The sequence below is a fragment of the Streptomyces sp. LUP30 genome, from assembly GCF_001746365.1.
Lineage (GTDB): Bacteria > Actinomycetota > Actinomycetes > Streptomycetales > Streptomycetaceae > Streptomyces.
In genome coordinates this window covers 23,992-47,052 of the sequence record NZ_MJAJ01000057.1, presented here as the reverse complement: position 1 = coordinate 47,052, position 23,061 = coordinate 23,992, and the positions used below count along the sequence as shown (strand labels likewise).

Below are 23,061 nucleotides of genomic sequence, written 5' to 3'. Positions count from 1 at the left end.
AGGAAAAGAGTCGCCTTTCTTCCGGTCGGTGATTGCTTGACAGACATCACCGTCCGGATATTCCATACCCCTGCCCGTAATGCATCCGCATGGCGGGCTTCCGGACGCGAGGAGACCCGATGAGCACCGCTTCCGAAAAACCCGTCGCCCTGGTCACCGGAGCCGGCCGGGGAATCGGCCGGGCGACCGCCTCCCTGCTCGCCGAGCGGGGCTACTCGATCGTCGCCGTGGACCAGGACGAGTCCGCGAACAGCACGGCCCGTTCGGTCGGCGGGGTCGGCGCACGCTGCGACGTCCGCGACGCCGCGGGGCTCCGGTCCCTGGCGGCGGGACTGGACCGGCTCGACCTGCTGGTCAACAACGCCGGTGTATGGACGTTCAGCTCGCTCGCGGAGATAGACGTCGAGCATTTCCGCCGGGTTCTCGACGTCAATGTCCTCGGCAATCTGCTCTGTACTCAGATTTTCGCTCCGATCATCGCGCGCAGCGGCGGCGGGGCCATTGTGAACGTCACCTCCTTCCTCGCCGAGACCGCCCGCGCAAATTCCGGTATATATCCCGCGGCCAAGGCCGCGATCATCGCCCTCACCCAACAGGCCGCCGCCGAATACGCCGATGCCCGCATTCGCGTCAACGCGGTCGGGCCCGGCCTCATCCGGACCGAGGGGGCCGCCGACCTGTTCGGTCCGGACCCCGCCGAACACGCCCGGCGCGGGTCGTACCTCCCGCTCGGCCGGCTCGGCGAGGCCGACGACATCGCCGGCGTCATCGCCTTCCTGGGCTCCGCCGACGCCCGCTACATCACGGGACAGACGCTGTACGCGGACGGGGGCATCGGCGTCGGCGCCATGCGGTTCCTCCACCGGGCCTGGACCCCGTGACCGCGGTCAGGCCGGCCGGGCGGGAGCGCTCCCGCCCGGCCGGCCGGGCCCGGGCCGACCGTGCGATCAGCGGAGCAGATCCGGGAAGAACTGACCGTGGAAGTCGTTGGGAATGTGGTGCGGCACCTCGGCCCGGGCCAGTTCCTCGAACGACGGCCCGTCGAGGACCAGCAGGAACGACCGTCCGCTCCGGGCGTCCAGCACGCCCGACAGCACCACGCCGTCGTCCTCCCCCGTGGCCCCCGGACGCGGCACGAACACCCCCTCGCCCGGGAAGCAGCCCTTCTCGTACCAGGCCTTGTGGGTGCCCGCCACCACGTCCACCTTCAGCAGCCTGTTCATCGCGCGCAGACTGCGCGGCGAGTGCCCGAGGCCGTAGGCGTAGCGGTAGGCCCTGCCGTTGTGGCGCCGGTAGTTGATGCGCGGCATCTCCACTCCGGCGTCGGCGAGCGGCTCCCACCCGACCGTGCCGCCGGAGCGCGCCAACGGCAGTGTGTATCGCCGCAGTTGGTACCCGTACGCCTCGAGGTCGAGCTGGTCCTCCGTCGGTTCGAGGCCGAGGACGGTCTCGTAGGGATGGTGCGTCGCCGCGATGTCGACCAACAGGTCCCCGCCGGTCTCGACGGCGTTGACGTGGTGGAAGGCGAAGAACGCCTCGCTCTCGAAGGTCGCGGCCAGCCGGCCCTCCCTCTTGTCGACCACGAGGAAGCGGGCAGGCCGCTCCGGCTGCCAGCTGAAGGTCGCCAGGAAGGGGTTTCGGGCCTGGCGGAAACGCTCGCCGTCGATGACGACCGGGAACTCCACGAGGACGACGTAGTTCTCGGTGGCGGCGAAACTGTGCATGTAGCACGGCTCGTCGACCTCGATCGTGGCCAGCGGCCGCTGGACGAGCGCGTCGTCCGGGACGTAGAAGAGCTGGTACGCCGCCCGGTCCGCCATCGACGTGGTGTAGTTGATCAGCACCCGCCGGTCGAAGTCGACGTGCGGGTGCGGCGTGGAGGTCTCGCCCTGGACGAGGCCCTCGAACGGGACCTCGCCCAGGGTCTCCAGCGTCTGCGGGTCGAACTCGTTGGCCAGCGGCTGCTCCGCGAAGGCGAAGTAACGCCCGGCCATCCGGGCCACGTTGACGTTCGTGTTGTCGGTGATGTTCGGCGAGTAGGCCGCGAAGTGGCGTCCGAAGAGCCGTTCGCAGGGGTCGTGGCCGAATTGCTTGCCGTAGAGCTGGTCCTTGGTGGTGGCCAGGTCGTACGCCGTCGTGCGGAGGAATTTGTTGGCGTACTTCACCCGGCCGTCCGCGAAGGAGAAGGCGTGCAGCATCGCCAGACCGTTGAACCAGTGCGTGAGCCGGTAGTCGCCGACCTCGAACTTGGCCGGCCCGTTGCGCAGCAGGGTGCCGCTCAGCCACTCGGGGACGGCGCCCCTGACCGGCAGCCGGTCCAGCGCCACCTCCCGGTCGAGGGTGGTGAAGCCGGCGAAGTCCGGCAGCGGCGGCCTGGTGGTGCTCATCGTGTCTCCTTCGCGTCGAAGGTCATCGGCATGACGTGGGGGCCGCGGAACGTGGCGGTGGCCGCCCGGTGGACGTGGGACGGGTCGACCTTCGGTCCGCTCACCCGCTCCACGAAGGTCTGGACGGCGATCTCGTTGACGAGCTGCCCGAGCCGTCCGCCCAGGCAGTAGTGGGCCCCGTGGCCCAGCGCGAGGTTGGGGGTGCGCGGCCGGTCCAGGTCGATCCGGTCGGGGTCGGCGAAGGCCGCGGGGTCGCGGTGTGCCGCGCCGATCCAGACGAACACCTCCTGGCCCTCCTCGACGGTCCGGCCGCCGAGCTCCACCTGTTCCTTCGCGCGCCGTTTGGTCAGCTGCACCGAGCTGTCGTACCGCATGAACTCGGGGGTGGCCGCGGGCACCCGGGAGGGATCGGAGGCGACCTCGCCGTACACCTCCGGCTGGGCCAGGAGGGCGAGCACGGTGTTCCCGATCTGGTGAGCGGTCGTCGTCTGTCCGGCCGTCAGCAGGAAGATCAGGTTGCCCAGCAGCTCCTCCTCGCTGCTGAACCGGCCCTCGTCCCAGGCGTCGGCCACGGTCTGCATCAGGTCCTCGGTGCGCCGCTCGCGGCGCTCGGCGAGTCGCGCGCGGAAGTACTCCATGTACGTCCCGACCCCCGCCAGGTGGTACTCCGGGTGTTCCTTGCTGAGCGGCCCTTCGTCGACGAGCAGCCCCCAGCTGAGGATGAACTTCCAGACCGTGTCGCGGTCCTCCCGCGGGACGCCGAGCAGCCGGCAGACCGTCTCGGACGGCAGCGCCATCGCGTAGTCCGCCATGAAGTCCATCCGCCCGCGGGGCAGCACGGCGTCCAGCAGACGGTGCGCGGACCGCTCGATGTCCGCGCGCATGGCCTCCACGGAGCGCGCCAGGAACGGCTGGGACAACGCCTTGCGGATGCGTTGGTGGTCCGGTGCGTCGCTGACGAACACCTGGGTGTGCAGGGCGCGCAGCGGGGACGCGGTGCGCTCGGTGCCTGCCGCCGGGTCCCACTGGGGGCGACGGGCGGAGAACCGCGGGTCGCGCAACGCGGTGAGAGCGGTTTCGTATCCGGTGACCATCCAGGCGCCGGCCTCGCCGGACCAGGGATCCCAGAGCACGGGGTCCGTCTCACGGGCCCGCCGGTACAGCGGATAGGGGTCGTCGACGAACTCGGGCCGGTACACGTGCGACAGCGACACTTCGGGAGCGGTGGACTGCGGCTGCGTCATCGCTGATCTCCTCGGTAGGCGACGCCGGTAAGGCGAAGTGCGCGGTCGTCGGCTGCGGACACCGTCCAGCGGCCGGTGTCCGGACTTCCCCGGGCGACGAGCACGGCGCCCGGGGCCGGTACGGGTATCCCGCCGTGCACCTCGACGCGCCGGACCGTGAGCGCGGCACCCGGGGCGTGCTCCGCCGTACGGCGGAAGACGTTCTCGAGGGCGGTCAGCGGGAGTGCGCTGACCGGCCAGCCGGGCAGCATCCACAGATCGCCGGCCGGTGTCTCCCGGATCTCGGCCGTGCACGTGTCCTGCGGCCCGGTGTGCCAGTGGGCGCGCCGCAGGACCAGCCCCGACCAGCGCAGCGGGAGATCCGCCTCGTGCGGGGGCGGCGGCCGACCCGAGGCGGCGACGGCCCCGGCGGTGGCGGTGGCCCCTCCGGTGGCGGTGGCGTACGGTCCCCCGGTCCCGTCCTCGTCGCCGCCCTGTCCGACGCCTTGCCCGACGCCCTGCCCCACGCTCTGTCCGCCGCCCTGTCCGGCGTGCGGCTCGACCGGGGCGTCCGCACGGCGGTACACGAGGCGCAGCCGGGCGGCCTCACGGCCGGTGCCGGCGTGGTGGAACCGGACGTGGGCGGTCCAGCGGCCGTCGGTGTACCCCGCGGTGACCGACCGCCGAAGGACGATGCCGCCCTGCCGCACACGCAGTTCCGGAAGGGCGACGCACACGTCCTCCATGCTCTGCAGGGCCAACGGCGCGTAGTCCTCCGGCTGCACCCAGGCGGCGGCCCGTACCGCGTTCTCCAGCAGCAGGGACACCGGCAGCGAGGGTTCGCCGCCGACCAGCACGTCGTTGAGGACGGGCGCGTGCGCGCTGTCCAGGGCGAACAGCGCGCTCTGCGCGACGTGCGGCACATGGGTGCGCAGATCGCCCAGGTGGAACACGGCCGACAGGACGTCCCGGTGGCCCGGCAGACCGGCGCTCACGCGGTATCCGCGGCTCTGGTGCGGGCCGAGCGCGCGGCCCAGCGGGCCGATGTAGGTGACCTCGCCGCAGGTGGCGGCCGTCAGCTCGCGCATCCACAGGTCGAGCCCCTCGCCCACGTCGAGCGCCGCCATGTAGCGCAGCGTGGCCTCGAAGTTGGCGACCATGCCGAGCCGGTCCCACGTGGGCCAGCACAGCGTCATGACCGGGAACGCGGCCCGCGCCCGGGCCCACAGGCCGAGGCGGGCCAGCCCGTCGTTCGCGGCGGCGTAGTCGAGCTGGCCGACCATGCCGCCCAGCCGTCCCGTGAGGGAACCGACGTTGCAGAAGAACTTGAGGGGCAGCTCGCGCACCGCGAGGAAGAGGTTCACGAAACCGTCGACCTTGGTGGCGACCGTGCCCAGGAACTCGTCGTCGGTCTTCTTGGGCAGCCGCGCGGGGCTGTCGACACCGGCGTTGTGCACCACGGCGGTGATCGTTCTCCCGTACCGGGCGACCAGGGCCGCGGTCTGGTCGCGGTCGGTGACGTCGCACACCGCGTACGAGATGCGCAGGCCGGCCCGCCGGGCCCGGTCCAGATTGCGCACCAGTTCCCGGTCGCGCCGGGCGGCGTCGACGGCGGCGCGGACGGCGGCCAGCCCGTGGCCCTGCCGCCGGCGCGCCCACAGGCTCCGCTCGTGGACCTTGAACTGCTCGTCGTCGAGCACGCGGGACGGGTCGTCCGGGCCGGGCAGCGGGCCGCGCCCGGTGACGACCACCCGGCAGCCGTGGCGGGTGGCCAGCGTCCGGGCGAGCCGCCAGCCGATGCCGCGTCCGCCGCCCGAGAGCAGCACCAGGTCCCCGGCGTCCAGGGACAGCGCCGGCGGGCCGGCCTCCTCCGGGACCGCCTCCAGGGTGCGGCGGCGGCCCGCGCGGTAGCCGACCTCGAACAGGCCCCACCGGTACAGCTCGTGGGTGATCCGCCGCGGCAGCTCCGCGAGGTCGGCGAGGTCGGTGTCCACCACCCGGGTGTTGCAGTTGGCGATCTCCCGGTGGACGGTCTTGGCCAGACCGGCCCAGATGCCGCCGAGCGGCTGCGCGGCCGTCGCGGCGTCGTCCGGAGCCTCGTACCCCATGGTGCCGCCGAGGTAGGTGACGACGACGTAGAACAGCCGGTGCGCGTCCGGTTCCCGCCGCCAGTGCGGGTAGCAGGCCCGCAGCGCGGCCACCGAGCGCAGCAGCGACGTGCGATAGCCGTGGTGTTCCCCCGGCACGAAGGGGTGGGCGTGCCCCAGGTCCACCAGTCCGTCGGGCGCCTCGTCCGCGACCGGCCACCGCCCCGAGTCGTCCGCACGGGCCTCGGCGCCCGCTTCCCGCAGGGCGCTGGCGACGGCGCGGGCCAGCGGCGGTGTGCCGCCGAGGACGAGCACCTTGGCCCCGCGCAGGGCCGGCGCCGGATGCGGCGGCGGACCGGACGCGGTGACGGTCCGCCACCGGACGCGGTGCACCGGGGCCACGGCCGGCGCAGGCCGGGCGACGGCGCTCATGCCGGGGACTCCTTGCGGTCTGCCGGCCTGATGTGCATGAGGACGCCGGGCTGCGGGCGCAGGGACACCAGCGCCGCGGGGCCGACCGGGTGGCCCGGGACCAGCTCGAGGCGGTAGCGCTGCACCACCATGGCGACGGCGAGGCGCAGTTCCAGCAGGGCCAGGTCCATGCCGATGCATTTGCGGGCGCCGCCGCCGAAGGGGAAGTAGTCGTAGCGGTCGCGTCGCCGGGCCGCGCCCCGGGCCCCGCTCTCGTTCCCCTCGCCGTCCCCGTCTGTGTCGCTTCCCTCACCACCCGCGTCTGCGTCGCTGCTTTCGCCTGCGCTCGCGGCTGCGGCTGTGTTCGGGGCCGTGTCGTCACCGCTCGGCGTGAGGCGGGCGGCGTGGGCGGGGCAGAAGCGTTCCGGGGCGAACGCCTCGGGGTTGTCCCACACGGCGGGGTTGTGGTGGGCCGCGTACACCGGGACGAGCACCGTGCTGCCGGCCGGGACGCGGTAGCCGCCCACCTGGTCGTCGGCGACCGCGTCCCGTGGAAACAGCCAGATGGGCGGGTACAGGCGCAGCGACTCGTCGACGACCGCCCGCAGATACGGCAGGTCGTCCACGTCCTCGGCGGTGGGCACCCGGCCGTCCAGCACCTCGGTCAGCTCGGCGTCGAGCCGGCGCCGGACGTTCTCGTGCTGGGCGATCGCGTACAGGGTCCACGTCAGGGCGCAGCCGGTGGTCTCATGGCCAGCGAGGAACAGCGTCTTGAGTTCGGCCCGTATCTGCCGCTGGGTGAACGGCTCTCCGGTGACCTCGTGGGTGGCCCTCAGCAGGGCGGCGACCACGCTGTCGGGGCTGCCCCCACCGCGCCGGTGCAGGTCGATGATCTCGTCCATGACGTCGTTGAGGACCGCCTGGTGACGCTTGAGGCGGCGCTGGTACGCGGTGGGCACCCAGCGGGGCAGCATCTGCCGGACCTCACCGGTGAGGATCATCGCCTTCAGGGAGAAGCGGACCGCGGGCAGCAGCCGGTCCGCGTACCCGCGCAGGTCCACGCCGAAGAGCATGCGGCCCAGCACGCCCATCGCCAGCCACATCATGTCGTCGGTGATGTCGACCGGGTCGCCCGTGCGGGCGCTGGGCTCCCAGCGCGCCAGCAGTTCCTCCACCGTGCCGGTGACGACGTCGGAGCGCGCGCGCAGCCCTGCCCGGTGGAAGAAGGGCCGGCTGACCGCGCGACGGGTACGCCACTCCGCCCCGTCGGTGGTGAGCATCCCCCGGCCGAAGAACAGGTTGAAGCCCCGGTAGAACCTGCCGCGCACGTAGTTCCGCGCATTGTCCTGCAGGACGTGCTTGACGGCCTCGGGCGCGGTCACCTGATGGACGAGGTAGGGGCCCATCTTCATCCGGGCCACACCGCCGTACTGTCGCTGAAGCTCCGTCAGCAGGCGCAGGGTGTCTTTCTTGAAACTGCTCAGCGCGCCGAACAGCACACTGCCGACGGGCCCGGGGGCCTGCTCGCCCCGCTGCTCCCGGATCGCGTCCCCGGTCGTCGTCCGCCGCTTCATCAGCCGGCCTTCCTCTCGGTCGCGGCGCCGGCCGGTTCGGGAAGCGGTTGCCCGTCCGCGGAGTGCGGGCGCCCGGAGACCGCGTCCACATGGCCGACGACGGTGGCGCGGACGCCCTGCAGCTGGGCGACGACCCGGCCCTCGGGGGTGACGGCGACGAACCGGTTGTCGGGCACGTCCCCCGTCATGTCGAAGCCGGTGGGCGTGGCGTAGAGGTGGAGCCGGCCGTACCGCCTGGTCAGTTCGATGTCGTTGGCCTCCTCGTACAGATCCACCCGGCGGATGGACAGGGGTGCGGCGACGGGCACGAGCCGGCCGTTCTCCAGGTGCAGGACACCGGTGCGGGCCAGACCGTCGAGCAGGATCGCGGGCGTGGTGAACCGGGAGAGCGCGGGATCCCCGGCGGCGACGTCGGCCCGGTAGACCGAGCGTTTGCCGAGCGGGTGCAGTCGCGTCCGCGTGGTGGAGACGAAGGGACCCGTCAGGGACACCGGTGACGCCGGGGCGTGGTAGGGGTCGGCCACGGGGACGTCGTCGCCGTCGTCCCAGTGCTGCCAGGCCGGGGCCACGGGCAGCTCGCGGCGCAGCAGCACGCGCGCGGTGAAGTGCGTCCTGTCCTTCACCAGCAGGACGCCGCCCGGGGCGCGTACGTCCGAGGTGACGGACACCTCGACCACGGTGAGGTCGTCGCCGCGTTCCGCCACCCGGGCGGTGATCTTCTTGGGGGCGGGGGCGGACCGGACGGCGTCGTGGACGCGAAGGAAGTGGGCGAAGCGGAGGTCCTCGAAGGCGACGGGCGTGAGACCCGGCGCGAGGTGGCGCGCCGCCTCGGCGGCGATCTCCACGACGAACGTGCCCGGCAGGGTCGGCACGCCGCGGACGGTGTGGTGGGCGAGGTAGCCGTCGGTGCTCAGGTCGAAGACGCAGGCGAAGACCGCCGAGTCGGCGTCGGACGACAGCGTCTCGCGCAGGTAGAACGTGCCCTTCCCCGCCCCCGCGGGCTGCGGTCCGCCGGACCCGTCCGGCACGGTCGCGCCGGGTGGCGTCGCGCCGGGAGCCGCGCCGGGTGCGGGGCGGGCCAGGTAACCGGGGTAGAAGCCTTCGATGGTCTCCCGTTCCGCCGCGCCGATGTGCACCACCGACGCCGTACGGCGCTCCGCGTGGAGCTCCTGGAGGAAGTGGTGCACGCCTTCGCGGACCGGCATGTGGCTGTAGGAGCCGGCGCGTTCGAAATACGCCTTGGTCAGCTCGTGGGCTCCCATCCCCACGCCCTCCCAGAGCGTCCAGCCGACGGTGAACTCGTCGGCCCCCTGCGCGGCGGCGTCGACCGCGGCCGTCGCCAGGTAGTCGTTGCCGGCGGCGTAGTCGCTCTCGCCGAGCTGGCCGAAGTGGCCGAGCAGGGAACCGAAGTTGCACCAGATCGCCGGGGGCCGGCCGGCGAACGCGCGCTTGAGGTTGCGGTAGGCGAGGGTCTTCAGATCACGCAGGGCCCTGAACTCGGCGAAGTCCTTGTCCCTGATCAGGGCGGACCGGTTGCGTCCGGCGGCGTTGACGAGCAGGTCCACGGCCGGCTGCTCGGCAAGGATCCGGTCGACGGCCCGGCCCACCGCCTCCTCGTCCCGGACGTCGCACGTCAGGTAGGTCACCCGGCCGACGCCGCAGAGCTCCTCCAGGCGCCCGATGGTGCGGCGGGCCGCACGGGCGTCCAGCAGCCGGTCGAACGCGCGGTTGACCTCCGCGACCGTCCGGCCGCGGCCGGCCAGGTTCTCGCGGATGTACGGCCGGCGGGTCGCCGCGAAGGTGTCGTCGTCCCCTTCGAAGACGGCTTCGGGATACTCGTCCAGCGGGTTGCTCCCCACCAGGTAGATCCGGGGGCGGAAGTGTTCGGCCAGTGCCGCGACCACCTCGGCGGTGATGCCGCGGGCGCCGCCGACGGCGACCACCACGGACCCGGGGCCGAGGCGGCCCTCGACGCTCCCCGGGCCGGTGCCGGTCAGGGCGCGCTCCGGTGCGAGCGCCGGGGCCAGGCGCCGGCCGTCGGCGTGGAGGACGACGGGGAAGGTGCGTACGGCGCGGGACTCCCGCTCCGCGAGCAGCGCGCCCCTGCGCGGTCCTCGTTCGTCGGTGGCCAGGAGAAACGTCAGCGTGGCGGGCGACTCCAGGGCCGCGCACTTGACCAGCCCGGCGAACAGACCCGTGCAGGGGTGCGGGATCCGGCCGGTGACGGCCCCCAGGAGCAGGGTGAGGAACGACGATCCCTCGGCCGCCGGGTTCTGGTGGGCACGCTGCAGGACGAGGAAGGCCGCGTCGTGCAGGGCCGTCAGGGAGGGGGCCAGTCCGTCACGGGAGGGGGACGGCCCGGTCCCGGTCCCGGTCCCGGGCAACGGCGCCGAGCGGGCGAGGTCGGCGACGACCCGCAGGTGCCGTACCGGCCCGTGGTCGTCCAGCGCCGCGCGGACCGCGTCCGCGGTGACCTCCGGCAGATGGTGCCAGCCGGGGCGGGTGACGCTGACCGGCGCGGTGCACAGCACCGTCGCGTCGGCCGGGAGATGGCGCAGGGAGGCCCACAGGTCGGGCAGATCGGTGAGGACCACGACGCCGGGCGGCAGGAACGCGACCCGCTCGTGCGGCTCGGGCCCGGCCTCCAGCTCGGTCAGCGCCGCCACATGACGTGTGGTCACCAGGGCCTCGCCGCCGGCCGGCCGGTCGGCGCCGGTGAACCGGGCGGGCAGGGGGAGCAGCCGTGCCGGCGGCGCACCGGTCGTCGCGCCGGGTACGCGCAGGGCGAGGCGGACGGTGCTCTGCTCGGTCCGGCCCCGGCAGGTGACGTCCACCGCACCGGACGGGCCGAGCAGTGCCCGCAGGACGGCCAATGCGCCGGCGGCGCCGAGGTAACGGGCGGTGGTGGCGGTGGCCGGACCGGCCGGCGCGACGTCGACGCGGCGGCCGTCGGACGGCGTGCCGCCGACCGTCAGATCCGCCACGTGGCCGAGGACCGGCAGCCCGGCGGCGAGGGCCGTGGCCTCGGTGGTGAGGGCGAACATGAAGGCCCCCTCGGCGAGCGGCCCGGCCGCGACGCCCTCCGGCAGCCCGGCCAGCAGTGCCGCGTACTCGGGGAGGCTGTTGCCGTTGATGCCGCCCGCCAGGGCGAGATCCAGCTGCCCGGCCCGCAGGTAGCGCGCGGCCGTCTCGATGGCGGTCAGGCTCGAGGCGTACCCGGAGTCGAGGGTGATGTTGGGGCCCTTGAGGTCGAAGTAGTTGGCGACCCGGGCGGAGATGACGTTGGGCATCATGCCGGGGAAGGAGTCCTCGTTGGACGCCGGTATCTCCTCGCGCACCAGTTCGCGCAGCCCCGTCAGCAACTGCGGCAGTCCGGGCGCGGACGCCGCGACGGGATCCTCGGTGAGCGCCTGCTCGACGTCGTCGAGATAGCAGCGGTTCGCGAACAGCATGGCCGCCCTGGTGGGGCCCATGTGGCCGACGAACACGCCGGTCGCGCCGGTGGCGCCGTCCCAGAAACCGGTGAGCCGTCCACGCAGGTCGTGGGCGCACTCCAGGATCATCAGCTGGCAGCGGTCGATGGTGCGCACCGTCGCCGGAGGCAGCCGGACGCTGTGCAGGGGCGGTGTGGGGTAGGCGGGGCCGAAGCCGTCGGCCGGGCCGGGGCCCCGGCCGCCGATCCACCGCACGACGCCCTCCCGGTCGAGGCCGGGGACGTGCGCCGCCCATCCGACGACCACCACCCGGTCCCCGGCGCCGGCGGCGGCCGGACGCGCGCGGGGCCCGACGCGCGGACGCCGTCCGGACGGCCGGTGCTCCCCTTCGCGGTGCTCCCTCACCAGCGCGTGTGCGTTGGTGCCGCCGAAACCGAAGCCGGACACCGCCACCGTGCGGGGCCGGACCTCGGACGTGGTCCAGGGGACGTTCTCGGTCGGGATCTCCAGCAGGCTGTCGTCCATGCCGAACGACTCCGGCGCCCGGGCGAAGCGGAACTGGCGGGGGATCGTCTCGTGTTCCATCGCCAGCAGCGCCTCGATGACCGACACGACGCCCGCCGCCCATCCGGTGTGCCCGATGAGCGACTTGTTGGACGTGACGTACGCCGGGTCCGTCCGGCCGAAGTGCGCGCGGAGCGTGGTGAACTCGGCGAGGTCTCCGGCCGGGGTGCCGGTGGCGTGGGCGATGATCCAGTCGACGTCGGCGGGCGAGTCCCCGCCGGAGAAGGCGGCGCGGACCGCCAGGTCCTGACCGGCCGCGTTCGGCGCGTACACCGCCTTGCCCCGGCCGTCGGAGGAGGCTCCGACGGATCTGAGCACGCCGAGGATCCGGTCCCCGTCGCGGCGCGCGTCGCTCAGCCGCTTCATGACGACCACGCCCGCGCCGTCGGCGAAGATCACTCCGTCCGCATCGGCGTCGAGCGAGTGGACCGCGCCGCGACGCGAGAGGCCCTGCAGTTTGGAGAACAGCACCGTTCCGCGTGGGGCCAGGGCGAACGCGCCGCCGCAGACGGCGACGTCGTGCTTGCCGCTCAGCAGGCCCTTGGCGCCGATGTCGATGGCGTAGAGCGACGACGAGCAGGCGGTGTCGATCATCTGCACCTCGGTCTCGTCCGGCAGGACGCCCGCCATCGCCAGCTGTCCCACCCGGTGCGGGAGGAACCGCTCCGGGTCCCGGGCGCCGCGCCGGTAGCGCCGGGTGAGGGCGTCCCGGACCGCGTCGAGGAGGCGGTCGCGCTGCGGTGCGGTGAGGTCGAGCGAGCCGGCCGTCCGCCGGGCCCTCGCCTCCATGCCCGCGAGGACGCCGGCCTCCTCGAGGTGCTGGCTGCCGTCGGGGGTGTAGCCCACCAGGAAGGAGTGGCGGGCGGACGGGTCGCGCCGTACTCCCTCCAGGGCCTGCACCAGACTGTGCCGCAGCCATGTGGTCGTCAGTTCGTGGTCCGCGCCGCCGGCCGTGTCCATCGTCGCGACGGCTTCGGCGGCCGGCCGGAAGTCGGTGATGAAGACACAGGTGTCCTGGTACGACTTGTCGAGCGCCGAGGGGTCCGCCGAGTGGAAGGTCGAGCGCTTCCAGCGGTCTTCGGGGACGGGGACGAACAGTTCGGCCCCCGTGGTGCGCAACTCCCAGAACTCCTCGGGGCTGTTGGCGCCGGCCACGGCCAGGCCCATGCCGACGATGGCCACCTCCTCGTCCTCCGAGGCGCCGCGGTCGCCGAAGACGGCCGCCTCGTCGTCGTCCGGGTCACCGCGGTCGTCCGGGGCGCCGAGGCCGTCCGGGCCGAGGCCGTCCGGGCCGAGGCCGTCCGGGTCCGCGGCGGGAGCGCTGTGGGTGTCCGGAGCGGGTTCCGCGGTGGCGGCCTGATCGGGGGCGACGTCGCCCACGGCGTGTACGTCGCGAGCCGGAGCGCCTTCGTGCCGGCGCGGCGGCGAGAGCAGCGCCGCTCCCAGGGAGAGTCCGCCGTCGGCCAGGATCGTCTGGCCGGTGATCCAGCGGGAGTCGTCGCCGGCCAGGAAGGCGACGAGAGCGGCGAACTCCTCCGGGGTGCCGAGCCGGCCGAGCGGCGTGGCGTCCCTGACGACCGCCTGCATGGCTTCGGCGTCCGGGAAGGCGTCCGCGACCTCGCTGGCCAGCATGGCCGCGGACGCGGTGTTCACCCTGACGCCGAGGGGGGCGAACTCGACGGCCAGATAGCGGGTGAGGGCCTCGACGGCGGCCTTCGCCGGGGCGCAGGCCAGGTAGTTCGCCATCACCATCTGAGAGCTGCCGAGGGCCGACATCTGGACGATCGAGCCACCGCCCCGGCGGGCCATCAGCGGAGCGGCGGCCCGGGCGCAGCGCAGGCTGCCCTTGTAGTTGGTGTCGAGGGCCTTGTCGAGGTCGGCCTCGGTGATCCGGTCCAGCGGGAGCAGCGCGCCGTTCGCGGCGCTGTTCACCAGGATGTCGAGGTGGCCGAAGCGTTCCTCGATCTCCGCGAACATCCGGTCGACCTGGTCCTGCCGGGCCACGGAGGCCCTGAGGAGATCCACCCGGGCGCCGAGCGCGAGCAGTTCGGCGCGGGTGCGCAGGGCCTCCTCGTGCGAGTGGAAGTAGTTCACCAGGACGTGGGCGCCGCGCTCGGCGAGCGCCAGGGCCACGCTGCGGCCGATGTTCCGGGCGCCGCCGGTGACCAGGGCGAGCCTGCCGCTGAGCTGCTGCTGCATCGCGAGATTGCTCCTTGTCGCACGGTCCGGGACCGGAGGGGGCGATCGCCGCGCTCCGGTCGGGATGAGCCGCTCAGGCCGCGGCGACGGAGACGTCGCCGCCGGTCAGGCGGGCGTGCAGCAGATCGACCACCTTGCCGACGGTGTCGTGGTCGGAGAGACGGACGTCGCTCGGCGGCAGTCCGTAGCGGCCGGTCACCCGGGTCAGCAGCTCCACCTGCTTGACGGAGTCGATGCCGAGTTCGGCCTCCAGCAGGACCTCCTCGGTGAAGACCTCCTCGGGGTACTCCAGCGCCTGCGCGTACAGCGTGCGCACCGAGGCCAGGAGTTCCGCCCGGTCCGGCGCCCCGGCCGGGACGGGCGGGGGCGCGGCGGGCTCCATGGACGCCGCGGAGCCGGGATCGTGCGCGGCCATCGGCGGCGCGGGGTGCGCGAGCGTGGCGGCGGAGGCGGTGAGTGCCGCCTGGACGCGTGCGACGAGCCGTGCGCCGTAGTCGGCCCAGAACCGCTCGAAGGGATCGGGTTCCGCGTCGCCGGACAGGGTCGCGAGGGTCCGCTCCACACCGAGCCGTCCGTCCGCGTCCACCGTGAAGGTGGACCGGATCGTGAGGTCGTCGGCGTCGGGCAGGGCGCGTTCGACGCACCGGCCGAGGGAGCCCAGCCCGCCCGCCTCGACGAACGTCGTGACACCGTCCTCGTGCAGGGCGCGCACCGTCGCGCGGAAGTCGACCGGCCGGACGAGGTGTTCGGCGAGCAGTGCCGGCAGGTCGTCGTCGGCCCGGTAGACGCGGCGCAGGATCGGCGAGTACACGTCCGTGCGGGGGGCATGTCGCGGCAGGCCGCCGATCCGGGCGGCGAACGGCGCCCGCACCGGTTCCAGGGCCGGGTTGTGGAACGCGTACGGCGAGGCCAGCAGGACGCCCCCGGCGTTCAGTTCGCGGGCCACGCGCAGCGCCGCGCCGACGGCGGGCTCGGGGCCGCTGATCACCGTCTGCCGGTCGTGGTTCTCGGCCGCCACCACCACGGCCGGGTCGTCGAGGAGGCCGAGCAGCCGGCGGGTCCGCTGCCCGTCGAGCGTCAGGGCCGCCATCCGGCCCGCCGGCAGGTCGGCCTCCTCCAGGACGCGCAGCCGCTCCGCCACGATGCGCGCGCCGTCCTCGACGCAGAACACCCCGGCGGCGACGAGCGCGGGTATTTCTCCCATGCTGTGGCCCACGAGGATCCGCGGCCGCAGGCCGTTCTCCTGCAGAATGCGCCAGGCTGCCACATCACTGGCGTAGACGGCCAGTTGGGAAACCCAGCCGGGCTGCTGCACGAGGTCGTCCGCAGTGAGCGGAGCACCCTCGAAGAGAACGGCGGAAACCGATTTCCCGAACGTTTCCACCGCGACCGCGTCAACGGCCTCGAATGTTTCACCGACTTGCTGATACTTCGTACCGGCGGCATTGAGCGCCGCGCCGTCGAATCCACCCTGTCCCGGAAAGAGAATCGCCGATCCCTCTGCCGTCATCCCCGTTTTCACTCCACTCGACTTGAACCGTGAAAGCTCTTGCGCGTAAGAGACTTGAGGAGCGTGTAGACGTACGCCAGGAGTCAACCATCGGACCGGCGGGCGGCGCACCGGACGAAAGTACACTTGACGGTTGCACTAGGCGGCGCTGCTCGCGACCCAGTGCGTGTAGGCCTGGGCCACCAGGCCGGCCTGCAGCCGCGAGTCCAGCTGCAGCTTGGCGAGAATGCGCGTGACGTGGGACTTCACCGTGCGCTCGGTGACGTAGAGGGACGCCGAGATCCCTTGGTTGGACAGGCCTCTGCCCAGCAGGATGAAGACGTCGAATTCCCGGTCGGTGAGTTCCTCGATGTGGCGCAGGGGATCCTCGACCCAGCTCGCGCCGCTTTCACCTATGAGTGAGCTGATGCGTCTCCATTCCTGTCCGGACTCCTCTCTGTCGTCGGCCGGTTCACGCCAGGTTTCCGAGAGCAGGGCGTACAAAAGTCCCCCTTGCCGACCAGCGGGGCCCGGTCGGGCCGGGCCCCGGAAAGCGTGCAACCTCGTGCGGCGCGTGCGGCAGATCACCGGATCGGGACTGATCGGCGACCGCCAGGGCAACGCCGGAGAACCACTCCGTCCGGGGGCGGGGCCGTTGACCGGATCTCAGGGATTCGATGGCCGCTCGACCGGGGTGATCACGGTGAAGACCGGTGAATTCAAAACCGGTTCCGTATCCGGAGCTTCTCACCACCGTAGCAACACTGGGGCACGATTTTCTATGCCGGTATGAAGAAATCGTCGTGACGTCTGCATCCGGTCAACGCACGGTCCCGCTCGGGGAGTCGGGAAGGGGCACGGCGGCGTCGGCCGGCGCCGGCGCGGACTCCTCCCGGCGTCGGATGATCCGGTGCGCCAGTTCGGCGCTGCACAGCCCGAGGGCGAGGAAGACCACGCTGATCAGACCGAGTCGGTGGGCGCCCACGAGATGGAGGCCGGCCGCACCGATGACACCGGACAGGCCGACCCCGAGGTAGGTGGCGGTCGCGTTGAGCGCGATCGACAGTGGGGCCGCGGCCCCGGACACGGAGATCAGCCGGTGCTGCTGCGGGACGAGCACGCCGAAGCCGCACACGCCCCAGACCGCGACGGCGGGCAGCGCGCTCGGCAGGCCGGCCCCGCTCCAGGGCATCAGCGCGAAGTCGACGACGCAGGCCAGCAGGGCGACGGTGAGCACGCGGCGGGTTCCGAAGCGGTCGGTCAGGCTCCCGGCGGTCAGGTTGCCGGCCGTGGCCGCGAGCCCGAAGACCACGAGCAGGAGAGCCAGGCGGTTGCCGCTGCCGTCGGTCGCCCGGTCGAAGGAGAGGCTGATGTACGTGTAGACGGTGTACAGGCCGGTCAGGGTGAGCAGGGTCGTCGACAGCACCGTGGCGATCCGGATGTCGCGCAGGGGCGCGAGCCGTCGGCGCAGGCCGACGGCCGGCGGCGGGGGCGTCGGTGGGAGCAGGGCCGCGACGCCGACGGCCGCGAGGACGCCGAGGGCCGCCACTCCCCACAGGGCGAGCCTCCAGTGACCCGCGCCGCCGAGCGCGGTGCCCAGCGGGGCGCCGAGCGCGGTCGCCGCGCTCAGTCCGGCCACGACGAGGGCCAGCGCCCTGCCCCGCTGCTGCGGCGGGACGAGTCCGGTCGCCACGACGGTCGCGGCCGGCGTCACCACGGCGGCCCCGGCGGCGGCCACCAGCCGGCCGGCCATGGCGACGCCGTAGACCGGGGCGACGGCGACGACGATGTTGCCCAGGGTGAAGACCAGCAGCGCCGTCACCAGCAGCCGGCGTCGCGGCCAGGACGCGGTGGCCGCCGCCAGCACGGGCGAGAGCAGCGCGTAGGCGAGGGCGAAGAAGGTCACCAACTGCCCGGCGACGGACGGCGAGACGTCGAGGGACCGGGAGATGTCGGGCAGGATCCCCGCGATGAGGAAACCGTCGGTACCGACGGCGAAGGTCGCCGACGTCAGAACGAGCAAGCGTGGGTTCACCTGGATCCTCCGAATTTCCGGACATGCAAGCACGCGAACGGCCGGGGTGACACCGGACTTACGTACACACCTGCGTGTCCCGCCGCTCCGGAGGACGTCCGGAGCGACGGGTTCATCGGCCTGCGGTGGGGCGGGCGGCCGCCGGGCTCAGTGGAGGCTGCCGACGAGTCCCGCGTGGAAGGGCGTGAGCTCCTCGACGCGTCCGGCGAGGACCTTCTGCAGCCACTCGGGGTCCCCGAGCAGGGCCCGGCCGACCGCCACGAGGTCGAACTCTTCGCGCTCCATGCGGTCGAGCAGCTCGCCGATGTCCGTGACCTTGGCCTGCTCGCCCTGGAACACCTGGAGGAACTCGTTGCTCAGGCCCACCGAGCCGACGCTGATGGCGGGCTTGCCGGAGAGCTTCTTCGCCCAGCCCGCCAGGTTGAGGTCGGAACCCTCGAACTCCGGGAGGTGGAAGCGCCGGGTGGAGCAGTGGAAGGCGTCGGCTCCCGCGTCGGTCAGCAGGCCGAGCATGGTCTGCAGTTCCTGCGGCGTCTCGGCGACCCGCGCCTGGTAGTGGTTCAGCTTCCACTGGGAGAAGCGGAAGGAGATCGGGAAGTCGGCGGAGACGCTCTCCCGGCATGCGGCCACGATCTGGGCGGCGAAGCGGGTGCGGCCGACGATGTCGCCGCCGTAGGCGTCGGTGCGCCGGTTGGTGTGGGCCCACAGGAACTGGTCGATCAGGTAGCCGTGACCGCCGTGGATCTCGACGCCGTCGAAGCCCAGCGCCTCGGCCGACGCGGCGGCCGTGGCGTAGGCGGCGACCACGTTGTCGATGTCGGCCTGGGTCATCTCCCGGCCCGACTTCGTGCCGTCGAGGGCGATGCCGGAGGGACCGATCCGCGGGGCGTCGGGGACCGGCGGATTGCCGACGGTGCGGTCCATGCCCACATGCCACAGCTGCGGCATGATCCGGCCGCCCGCCCGGTGGACCGCCTCGGCCACGGCCGACCAGCCGGCGAGCGCCTCGTCGCCGTGGAAGTGCGGGACCCGGGCGCTGTTGCCCGCCGAGTCGTGGCCGACGTAGGTGCCCTCGGTGATGATCAGACCGACGCCGGCCGCCGCCCGCCGGGCGTAGTACTGCGCCACGTCCTCGCCCGGCACGCCGCCGGGGGAGAACTCGCGCGTCATCGGAGCCATCACGACACGGTTGGGCAGCGTGAGACCTGCCAGGGAGAACGGACGGACCAGGATGTCCCTGACACGTTCGACGGAATTCGTGGGCATCGGTGTTCGCCTTCGGTGAAGGCCGACCGCACGGACGACGGGGGATTCGGACCGTGCGGTCGGCAGCTTGGATGGGTGTGGTGGGAACCGGGGCGGCCGGGCCGCGCTCAGTCCCCCGGCAGGGGCCGGGCCGAGTCCTTGCCGGGGCCGGGGCCGACCCCGGCGGTCGGCTGCACGGCGGCCGCCGGGGGCGTGGCCGGAGCCGCGCGGACGAACCACGCCGTGCCGAACGCGACCGCGGACAGCAGGGCCGCGCCGGCCAGGACGCCGTGCAGTCCGCTGCTGACGGCGTCCGCGACGACCTCGCGCACAGCGTCCGGCATGTCCTTCAGCAGAGCCGGGGTCAGTCCGCCCCCCGCGGTCAGCCGTTCCTCCGCGCCGGCGCCGAGCCGTTCGGTCAGCACGTCGCTCATGCGGCTGCTCTGCACGGCTCCGAGCACCGCGACCCCGAGCGAGCCGCCGATGGTGCGCACCAGGGTGACCGTGCCGGTGGCCGCGCCCATGTCGCGTGGAGCCGCGTTGTTCATGGTGGTCAGCAGGGTGCTCTGCATCAGGGCCCCGACGCCCACCCCGATGACCAGGGTGAGCGCGGAGGCCGCGACGAGCGGGGTGTCCGTGCCGAGCAGGAGCAGCAGCAGCGCCCCGGCGAGGGTGACGGCGCCGCCGACGAGCGGCACGACGCGGTCCAGACCGCCACGGTCCATCAGCCGCCCGGTGGCCAGCTGGGACGTCAGCATGCCGAGCATCAGCGGCAGGATGAGCAGGCCGCTGGCCGTGGACGAGGAGCCCTGGACGAACTGCATGTACTGCGGAAGGTAGTTGAGGACGGAGAAGAGGATGGCGCCGACCAGGAAGCTGATGATCTGGGCCAGGGTGAAGTCCCGTCCGGCGAAGAGCCGGGGGGGCGTGATCGGTTCGGCCGTGCGCCGTTCCACCCGGACGAACCAGGCCAGACTCAGCACGACGAGCACGGCGAGCCCGGTGATCTGCCAGGACGTCCAGGCATAGGTGGTGCCGGCCCAGCCGCCCAGCAGGGTGAGGGCGAGGATGCCGGTGGTGAGCAGGGCGGTGCCGAGGTAGTCGATCCGTCCCGCGGCGCGGCCGGCGGGCAGCCGTACGCCCTTGGCGATCGCCAGCAGCGCGACGAGGCCGACGGGCACGTTGACGTAGAACGCCCAGCGCCAGCTCACGTAGTCGGTGATGAACCCGCCGAGCAGGGGGCCGCCGACGAACGCGACCGGCATCATCACGCCCACCATCGACTGGATGCGGCCGCGCTCCTGCGCGGGCACCAGCACGCCGATGACGGAGAGCGCGCCGACCATCAGGCCGCCCGCGCCCAGGCCCTGCAGGGCCCGGAACGCGATGAGCTGTCCCATGCTCTGGGCCAGACCGCACAGCACCGTCCCGATCAGGAACAGCAGCACGGAGTTCATGCACGCGCCCTTGCGGCCGTACAGGTCCCCCAGTTTGCCCCAGATGGGAGTGGACGCGGCCATGGTGAGCAGGTACGCCGTCACCGACCACGCGAAGTGGTCGAGGCCGCCGAGGTCGCCCACGATCGTGGGGAGCGCGGTGCTGACGATCTGGCCGTCGAGCGTCGCCAAAAAGATGCTGAGCATCAGCCCGAAGACGCCCAGCCGGGGCAGACCGGGCCGGTCGGGCGCGGGGGTGTCGGTCGCGCGGTCGTTCATCACTGCCCCCAGGGCACGAGTGGCGGGAGGTCAGACGGCATACCGGCGGACCCGCCTGGCGTCGCGCAGGGCCTGTCCCCACCAGGTGAGCTGGTCGAGCATCGCCTTGGCCGCGACGTCGCACCCGGGGTCGGTCGGCCTGCCGTCGGCGCCGAAGACCTCGCCGTAGTTGTGGAAGCTGACGGTGTTGCGGATCGTGACCGCGTGCAGCTCCGCGAGGACGACGCGCAGCTGTTCCACGGCGCGCAGGCCGCCCGAGAGGCCGCCGTAGGAGACGAAGCCGACCGGCTTGGCGTGCCACTGCTCGTTGTGCCAGTCGACGGCGTTCTTCAGCGACGCGGGGAAGCTGTGGTTGTACTCGGGCGTGACGATCACGAAGGCGTCGGCCCGGGCCAGCCGCGGCGACACCGCGCCCAGCTGGGCCACGACCTCGTCGGAGGGGGCCTGCCCGAAGGCCGGGAAGACGGTCGGCAGGGGGGTCTCGACGAGGTCGACCAGGTCGGCCGCCATGTCCTCGCGCTGCGCGATGTGTCCGGCGATCCAGTCGGCGACGACCGGGCCGAACCGTCCGTCCCGGGTGCTGCCGATGATCACCGCGGTTCGCAGGACGTCTTCCGTCACGTCGGGCATGGAAGGCTCCTCGATGGTGTGTACGTCGTATCGTTCTCGTACAACGTACACAGCGGAGTGTACGGTGTCCACTCCTGATACGATGTACACAGCACCGTTCGTCGGAAGGAACCGCGATGGCCGCCCAGGAGAGACAAGCCGGGGGCGAGGGCAAGGATCACGTCTCCGTGTGGGAGCGCCTCGAACGACCGGCGCCCGTCCCCCGCACCACCCTCACCCCCCTGCGGATCGCCCAGGTCGCCGTCGGCGTCGCCGACGCCGAGGGACTCGACGCCGTCACCATGCGCCGCCTGGCCACCGAACTCGGCGTCGCCCCCATGGCCGCCTACCGCTACGTCACCGGCAAGGACGAGCTCCTCGAGCTGATGGTCGACTTCGTCTACGCGGAGCTGGAGCTGCCCGACGGCAAGGAAGGCTGGCGCGCGACCATGCGGTCCGTCGCCCTGCGGATAAGGGAGGTCCTGCTGCGGCACTCGTGGGTGACGCGGGCGACGTGGTGCGCGCCGACCCCGAACCAGCTGGCCGTGCCCGAGGCCGTCCTGGCCACGCTCGACGGCCTCGGGCTCGACGCGGACACCGCCATGGCGGTCTACAGCACCCTCACCGCCTATGTGCACGGCGCGGTGGACTCCGAGGTCGGACTGACGCAGATGCTGCGCGTGCGCGGCTGGTCCACCCGGGAGGAGGCCCGCGCGGGACTGGCCTCGCAGATGGCGTGGCTCATGAGCACCGGCCGTTTCCCGATGTACGCGCGCTACATCGGCGAGGCCCGCCGCAAGGACGACCAGCAGTGGCAGTTCGAGGCCGGTCTGGACTCCGTCCTCGACGGCATCGCGGCACGCCTGGCGATCTGAGGACATCGCCACGACAGCTCGGTGCGGAAAACCGTAGGCCCGCTACAGATAAATGACATGTAGCGGGCCTTTGCTTGGCCGTCCGTGAATCCGAGAAATAGGTTCGCCTCACTTCGAAGCGGTGGGGGAAATGACTTACGGATTCACGCGAAAAACGCAGACCGCCCGAACGACGTTTGAACCGATCGAGTGCGACGGCGCCGCGTGCCGGCGTCGCGAGACCGACGGCCGCGCCCGGGAGCTGGCCGTCGCCGGCAGTCGGCTCTGCCCGACGTGCCGGCTGCGTCTCACCCACGACCTGCGGCGTCTCCCGCGCCTGCACGACGAGTGCGGACAACTGCTCACCGGCGCCGACCGACCGCGCGACCGCACCTCCGGCGGCGGCGGCGCGCCCGGTCTGCCCTTCAACACGGCGGCAGCCGAGGCCCGTTCGTCGATCGTCTCGACCCTGCGGTCCTGGGGTGCGCTGGTGGTCCAGGAGCGGCGCGTCGGCGCCCCGCCGGACGACCCGGCCGAGATCGCGGACTTCCTGCTGCGGCACTGCGGCTGGCTCCTCGACCACGAGGCCGCCGGAGAGCTGTCCGACGAGGTGGCGCGGTGTGTACGCCGGGCCGGCCACGTCATCGACCCGACGCCGCGGCGCCGGGTCCCGGTCGGCGACTGCGTCGTGCGGGACTGCGGCGGCGTCCTGACCGCGGCGGTCCGGCGCGGCGGGGCCGACCCCGCGGTCGAGGTCGGCTGCGACACCGAACCCGCGCACCGCTGGTCCGGACAGGAGTGGCTGCGCCGCGACGACCGGCCCGGCACGGAGCGCGCCGAGCCGGTCGTGCGCTGGATGAGCGCCCGGGACATCGCCACGCTGTGGGGCACCGCACCAGGCAGCGTCTACCGTCACGCCAGTGAGGCCCGGTGGCGCCGCCGCGCCGTCAACGGCCGCACCTACTACCACGAGCAGGACGTGCGGGCGTCACTCGGCGCCCGCGCCTGACACCGGCCGCGCCGACCGCGGCCCTCAACGGCTCCACCAGGGTGAACCACCCTGGTGGAGCTTTTTTCGTGGCACCGGAAAAGCGCGCTTGACAAAGGTCTGACTCAAACGTGTCGCGCAGCGGAAAAACGGCTGTTGACAACTGCGGGGATTCCGAAGAAGCTCTTCATTAGCTTCCGCAGCACTGTGTCGATTCACCCGGCACGCAGTCACCGCACACGGTCAC

14 protein-coding genes are annotated in these 23,061 nt (G+C 72.6%); 3 read left to right on the top strand and 11 right to left on the bottom strand.

What is annotated here, in order from left to right; all coding sequences use genetic code 11:
* Positions 1 to 119: 119 nt before the first annotated feature.
* Positions 120 to 881, top strand: a complete 762-nt coding sequence (locus tag BG482_RS33670; RefSeq protein WP_069773000.1) for an SDR family NAD(P)-dependent oxidoreductase — start codon at positions 120 to 122, stop codon at positions 879 to 881.
* Positions 882 to 947: 66 nt separating this feature from the next.
* Here BG482_RS33670 and BG482_RS33665 read toward each other — a convergent pair whose 3' ends face one another.
* The 11 genes from BG482_RS33665 to BG482_RS33615 all read right to left on the bottom strand — a co-directional run bounded on the left by BG482_RS33665 (position 948) and on the right by BG482_RS33615 (position 20,993).
* Positions 948 to 2,387: a carotenoid oxygenase family protein gene (locus BG482_RS33665; protein ID WP_069772999.1), complete on the bottom strand. Its 1,440-nt coding sequence runs from the start codon at positions 2,385 to 2,387 to the stop codon at positions 948 to 950.
* Entirely contained in the window at positions 2,384 to 3,631 is a 1,248-nt protein-coding gene (locus BG482_RS33660; protein WP_069772998.1) for a cytochrome P450, read from the bottom strand. Before BG482_RS33660 ends, BG482_RS33665 begins: the two co-directional genes overlap by 4 nt.
* Complete coding sequence (locus BG482_RS33655; RefSeq protein ID WP_069772997.1) at positions 3,628 to 6,129, bottom strand: KR domain-containing protein; 2,502 nt, start codon at positions 6,127 to 6,129, stop codon at positions 3,628 to 3,630. Before BG482_RS33655 ends, BG482_RS33660 begins: the two co-directional genes overlap by 4 nt.
* Positions 6,126 to 7,682, bottom strand: coding sequence for a cytochrome P450 (locus BG482_RS33650; RefSeq protein WP_069772996.1), 1,557 nt, complete (start codon positions 7,680 to 7,682; stop codon positions 6,126 to 6,128). Before BG482_RS33650 ends, BG482_RS33655 begins: the two co-directional genes overlap by 4 nt.
* Complete coding sequence (locus tag BG482_RS33645; RefSeq protein WP_069772995.1) at positions 7,682 to 13,879, bottom strand: SDR family oxidoreductase; 6,198 nt, start codon at positions 13,877 to 13,879, stop codon at positions 7,682 to 7,684. The genes BG482_RS33650 and BG482_RS33645 overlap by 1 nt, the downstream gene beginning before the upstream one ends.
* A gap of 73 nt (positions 13,880 to 13,952) precedes the next feature.
* Positions 13,953 to 15,389: an acyltransferase domain-containing protein gene (locus tag BG482_RS33640; RefSeq protein ID WP_079142459.1), complete on the bottom strand. Its 1,437-nt coding sequence runs from the start codon at positions 15,387 to 15,389 to the stop codon at positions 13,953 to 13,955.
* A 138-nt stretch (positions 15,390 to 15,527) separates the two neighbouring features.
* Positions 15,528 to 15,872 carry a response regulator transcription factor gene (locus BG482_RS33635; protein WP_069772993.1) on the bottom strand — a complete coding sequence of 115 codons (345 nt, stop codon included), beginning with the start codon at positions 15,870 to 15,872 and terminating at the stop codon, positions 15,528 to 15,530.
* Between the two features lie 316 nt (positions 15,873 to 16,188).
* A complete protein-coding gene (locus BG482_RS33630; RefSeq protein ID WP_256096557.1) occupies positions 16,189 to 17,391 on the bottom strand; it encodes an MFS transporter in 1,203 nt (400 codons plus the stop codon).
* 159 nt (positions 17,392 to 17,550) lie between these two features.
* The gene (locus tag BG482_RS33625; RefSeq protein ID WP_069772991.1) at positions 17,551 to 18,669 is read right to left on the bottom strand and encodes an NADH:flavin oxidoreductase; all 1,119 of its coding nucleotides are present in this window, start codon (positions 18,667 to 18,669) and stop codon (positions 17,551 to 17,553) included.
* 107 nt (positions 18,670 to 18,776) lie between these two features.
* A complete protein-coding gene (locus tag BG482_RS33620) occupies positions 18,777 to 20,363 on the bottom strand; it encodes an MDR family MFS transporter (RefSeq protein ID WP_256096556.1) in 1,587 nt (528 codons plus the stop codon).
* 30 nt (positions 20,364 to 20,393) lie between these two features.
* Entirely contained in the window at positions 20,394 to 20,993 is a 600-nt protein-coding gene (locus BG482_RS33615) for an NADPH-dependent FMN reductase (RefSeq protein ID WP_107450846.1), read from the bottom strand.
* 116 nt (positions 20,994 to 21,109) lie between these two features.
* Between BG482_RS33615 and BG482_RS33610 the strand changes: the two genes are divergently transcribed.
* Positions 21,110 to 21,847 (top strand): TetR/AcrR family transcriptional regulator, encoded by a 738-nt coding sequence (locus tag BG482_RS33610; RefSeq protein WP_069772990.1) that lies wholly within the window; start codon positions 21,110 to 21,112, stop codon positions 21,845 to 21,847.
* 130 nt (positions 21,848 to 21,977) lie between these two features.
* Complete coding sequence (locus BG482_RS33605; RefSeq protein ID WP_069772989.1) at positions 21,978 to 22,835, top strand: hypothetical protein; 858 nt, start codon at positions 21,978 to 21,980, stop codon at positions 22,833 to 22,835.
* The last annotated feature ends 226 nt before the right edge of the window (positions 22,836 to 23,061 follow it).

Excerpts from the sequence above, each read along its gene's own strand:
- BG482_RS33670 (WP_069773000.1), top strand. The coding sequence starts at position 120 with ATGAGCACCGCTTCCGAAAAACCCGTCGCCCTGGTCACCGGAGCCGGC.
- BG482_RS33665 (WP_069772999.1), bottom strand. The coding sequence starts at position 2,387 with ATGAGCACCACCAGGCCGCCGCTGCCGGACTTCGCCGGCTTCACCACC.
- BG482_RS33660 (WP_069772998.1), bottom strand. The coding sequence starts at position 3,631 with ATGACGCAGCCGCAGTCCACCGCTCCCGAAGTGTCGCTGTCGCACGTG.
- BG482_RS33655 (WP_069772997.1), bottom strand. The coding sequence starts at position 6,129 with ATGAGCGCCGTCGCCCGGCCTGCGCCGGCCGTGGCCCCGGTGCACCGC.
- BG482_RS33650 (WP_069772996.1), bottom strand. The coding sequence starts at position 7,682 with ATGAAGCGGCGGACGACGACCGGGGACGCGATCCGGGAGCAGCGGGGC.
- BG482_RS33645 (WP_069772995.1), bottom strand. The coding sequence starts at position 13,879 with ATGCAGCAGCAGCTCAGCGGCAGGCTCGCCCTGGTCACCGGCGGCGCC.
- BG482_RS33640 (WP_079142459.1), bottom strand. The coding sequence starts at position 15,389 with ATGACGGCAGAGGGATCGGCGATTCTCTTTCCGGGACAGGGTGGATTC.
- BG482_RS33625 (WP_069772991.1), bottom strand. The coding sequence starts at position 18,669 with ATGCCCACGAATTCCGTCGAACGTGTCAGGGACATCCTGGTCCGTCCG.
- BG482_RS33620 (WP_256096556.1), bottom strand. The coding sequence starts at position 20,363 with ATGAACGACCGCGCGACCGACACCCCCGCGCCCGACCGGCCCGGTCTG.
- BG482_RS33615 (WP_107450846.1), bottom strand. The coding sequence starts at position 20,993 with ATGCCCGACGTGACGGAAGACGTCCTGCGAACCGCGGTGATCATCGGC.
- BG482_RS33610 (WP_069772990.1), top strand. The coding sequence starts at position 21,110 with ATGGCCGCCCAGGAGAGACAAGCCGGGGGCGAGGGCAAGGATCACGTC.
- BG482_RS33605 (WP_069772989.1), top strand. The coding sequence starts at position 21,978 with ATGACTTACGGATTCACGCGAAAAACGCAGACCGCCCGAACGACGTTT.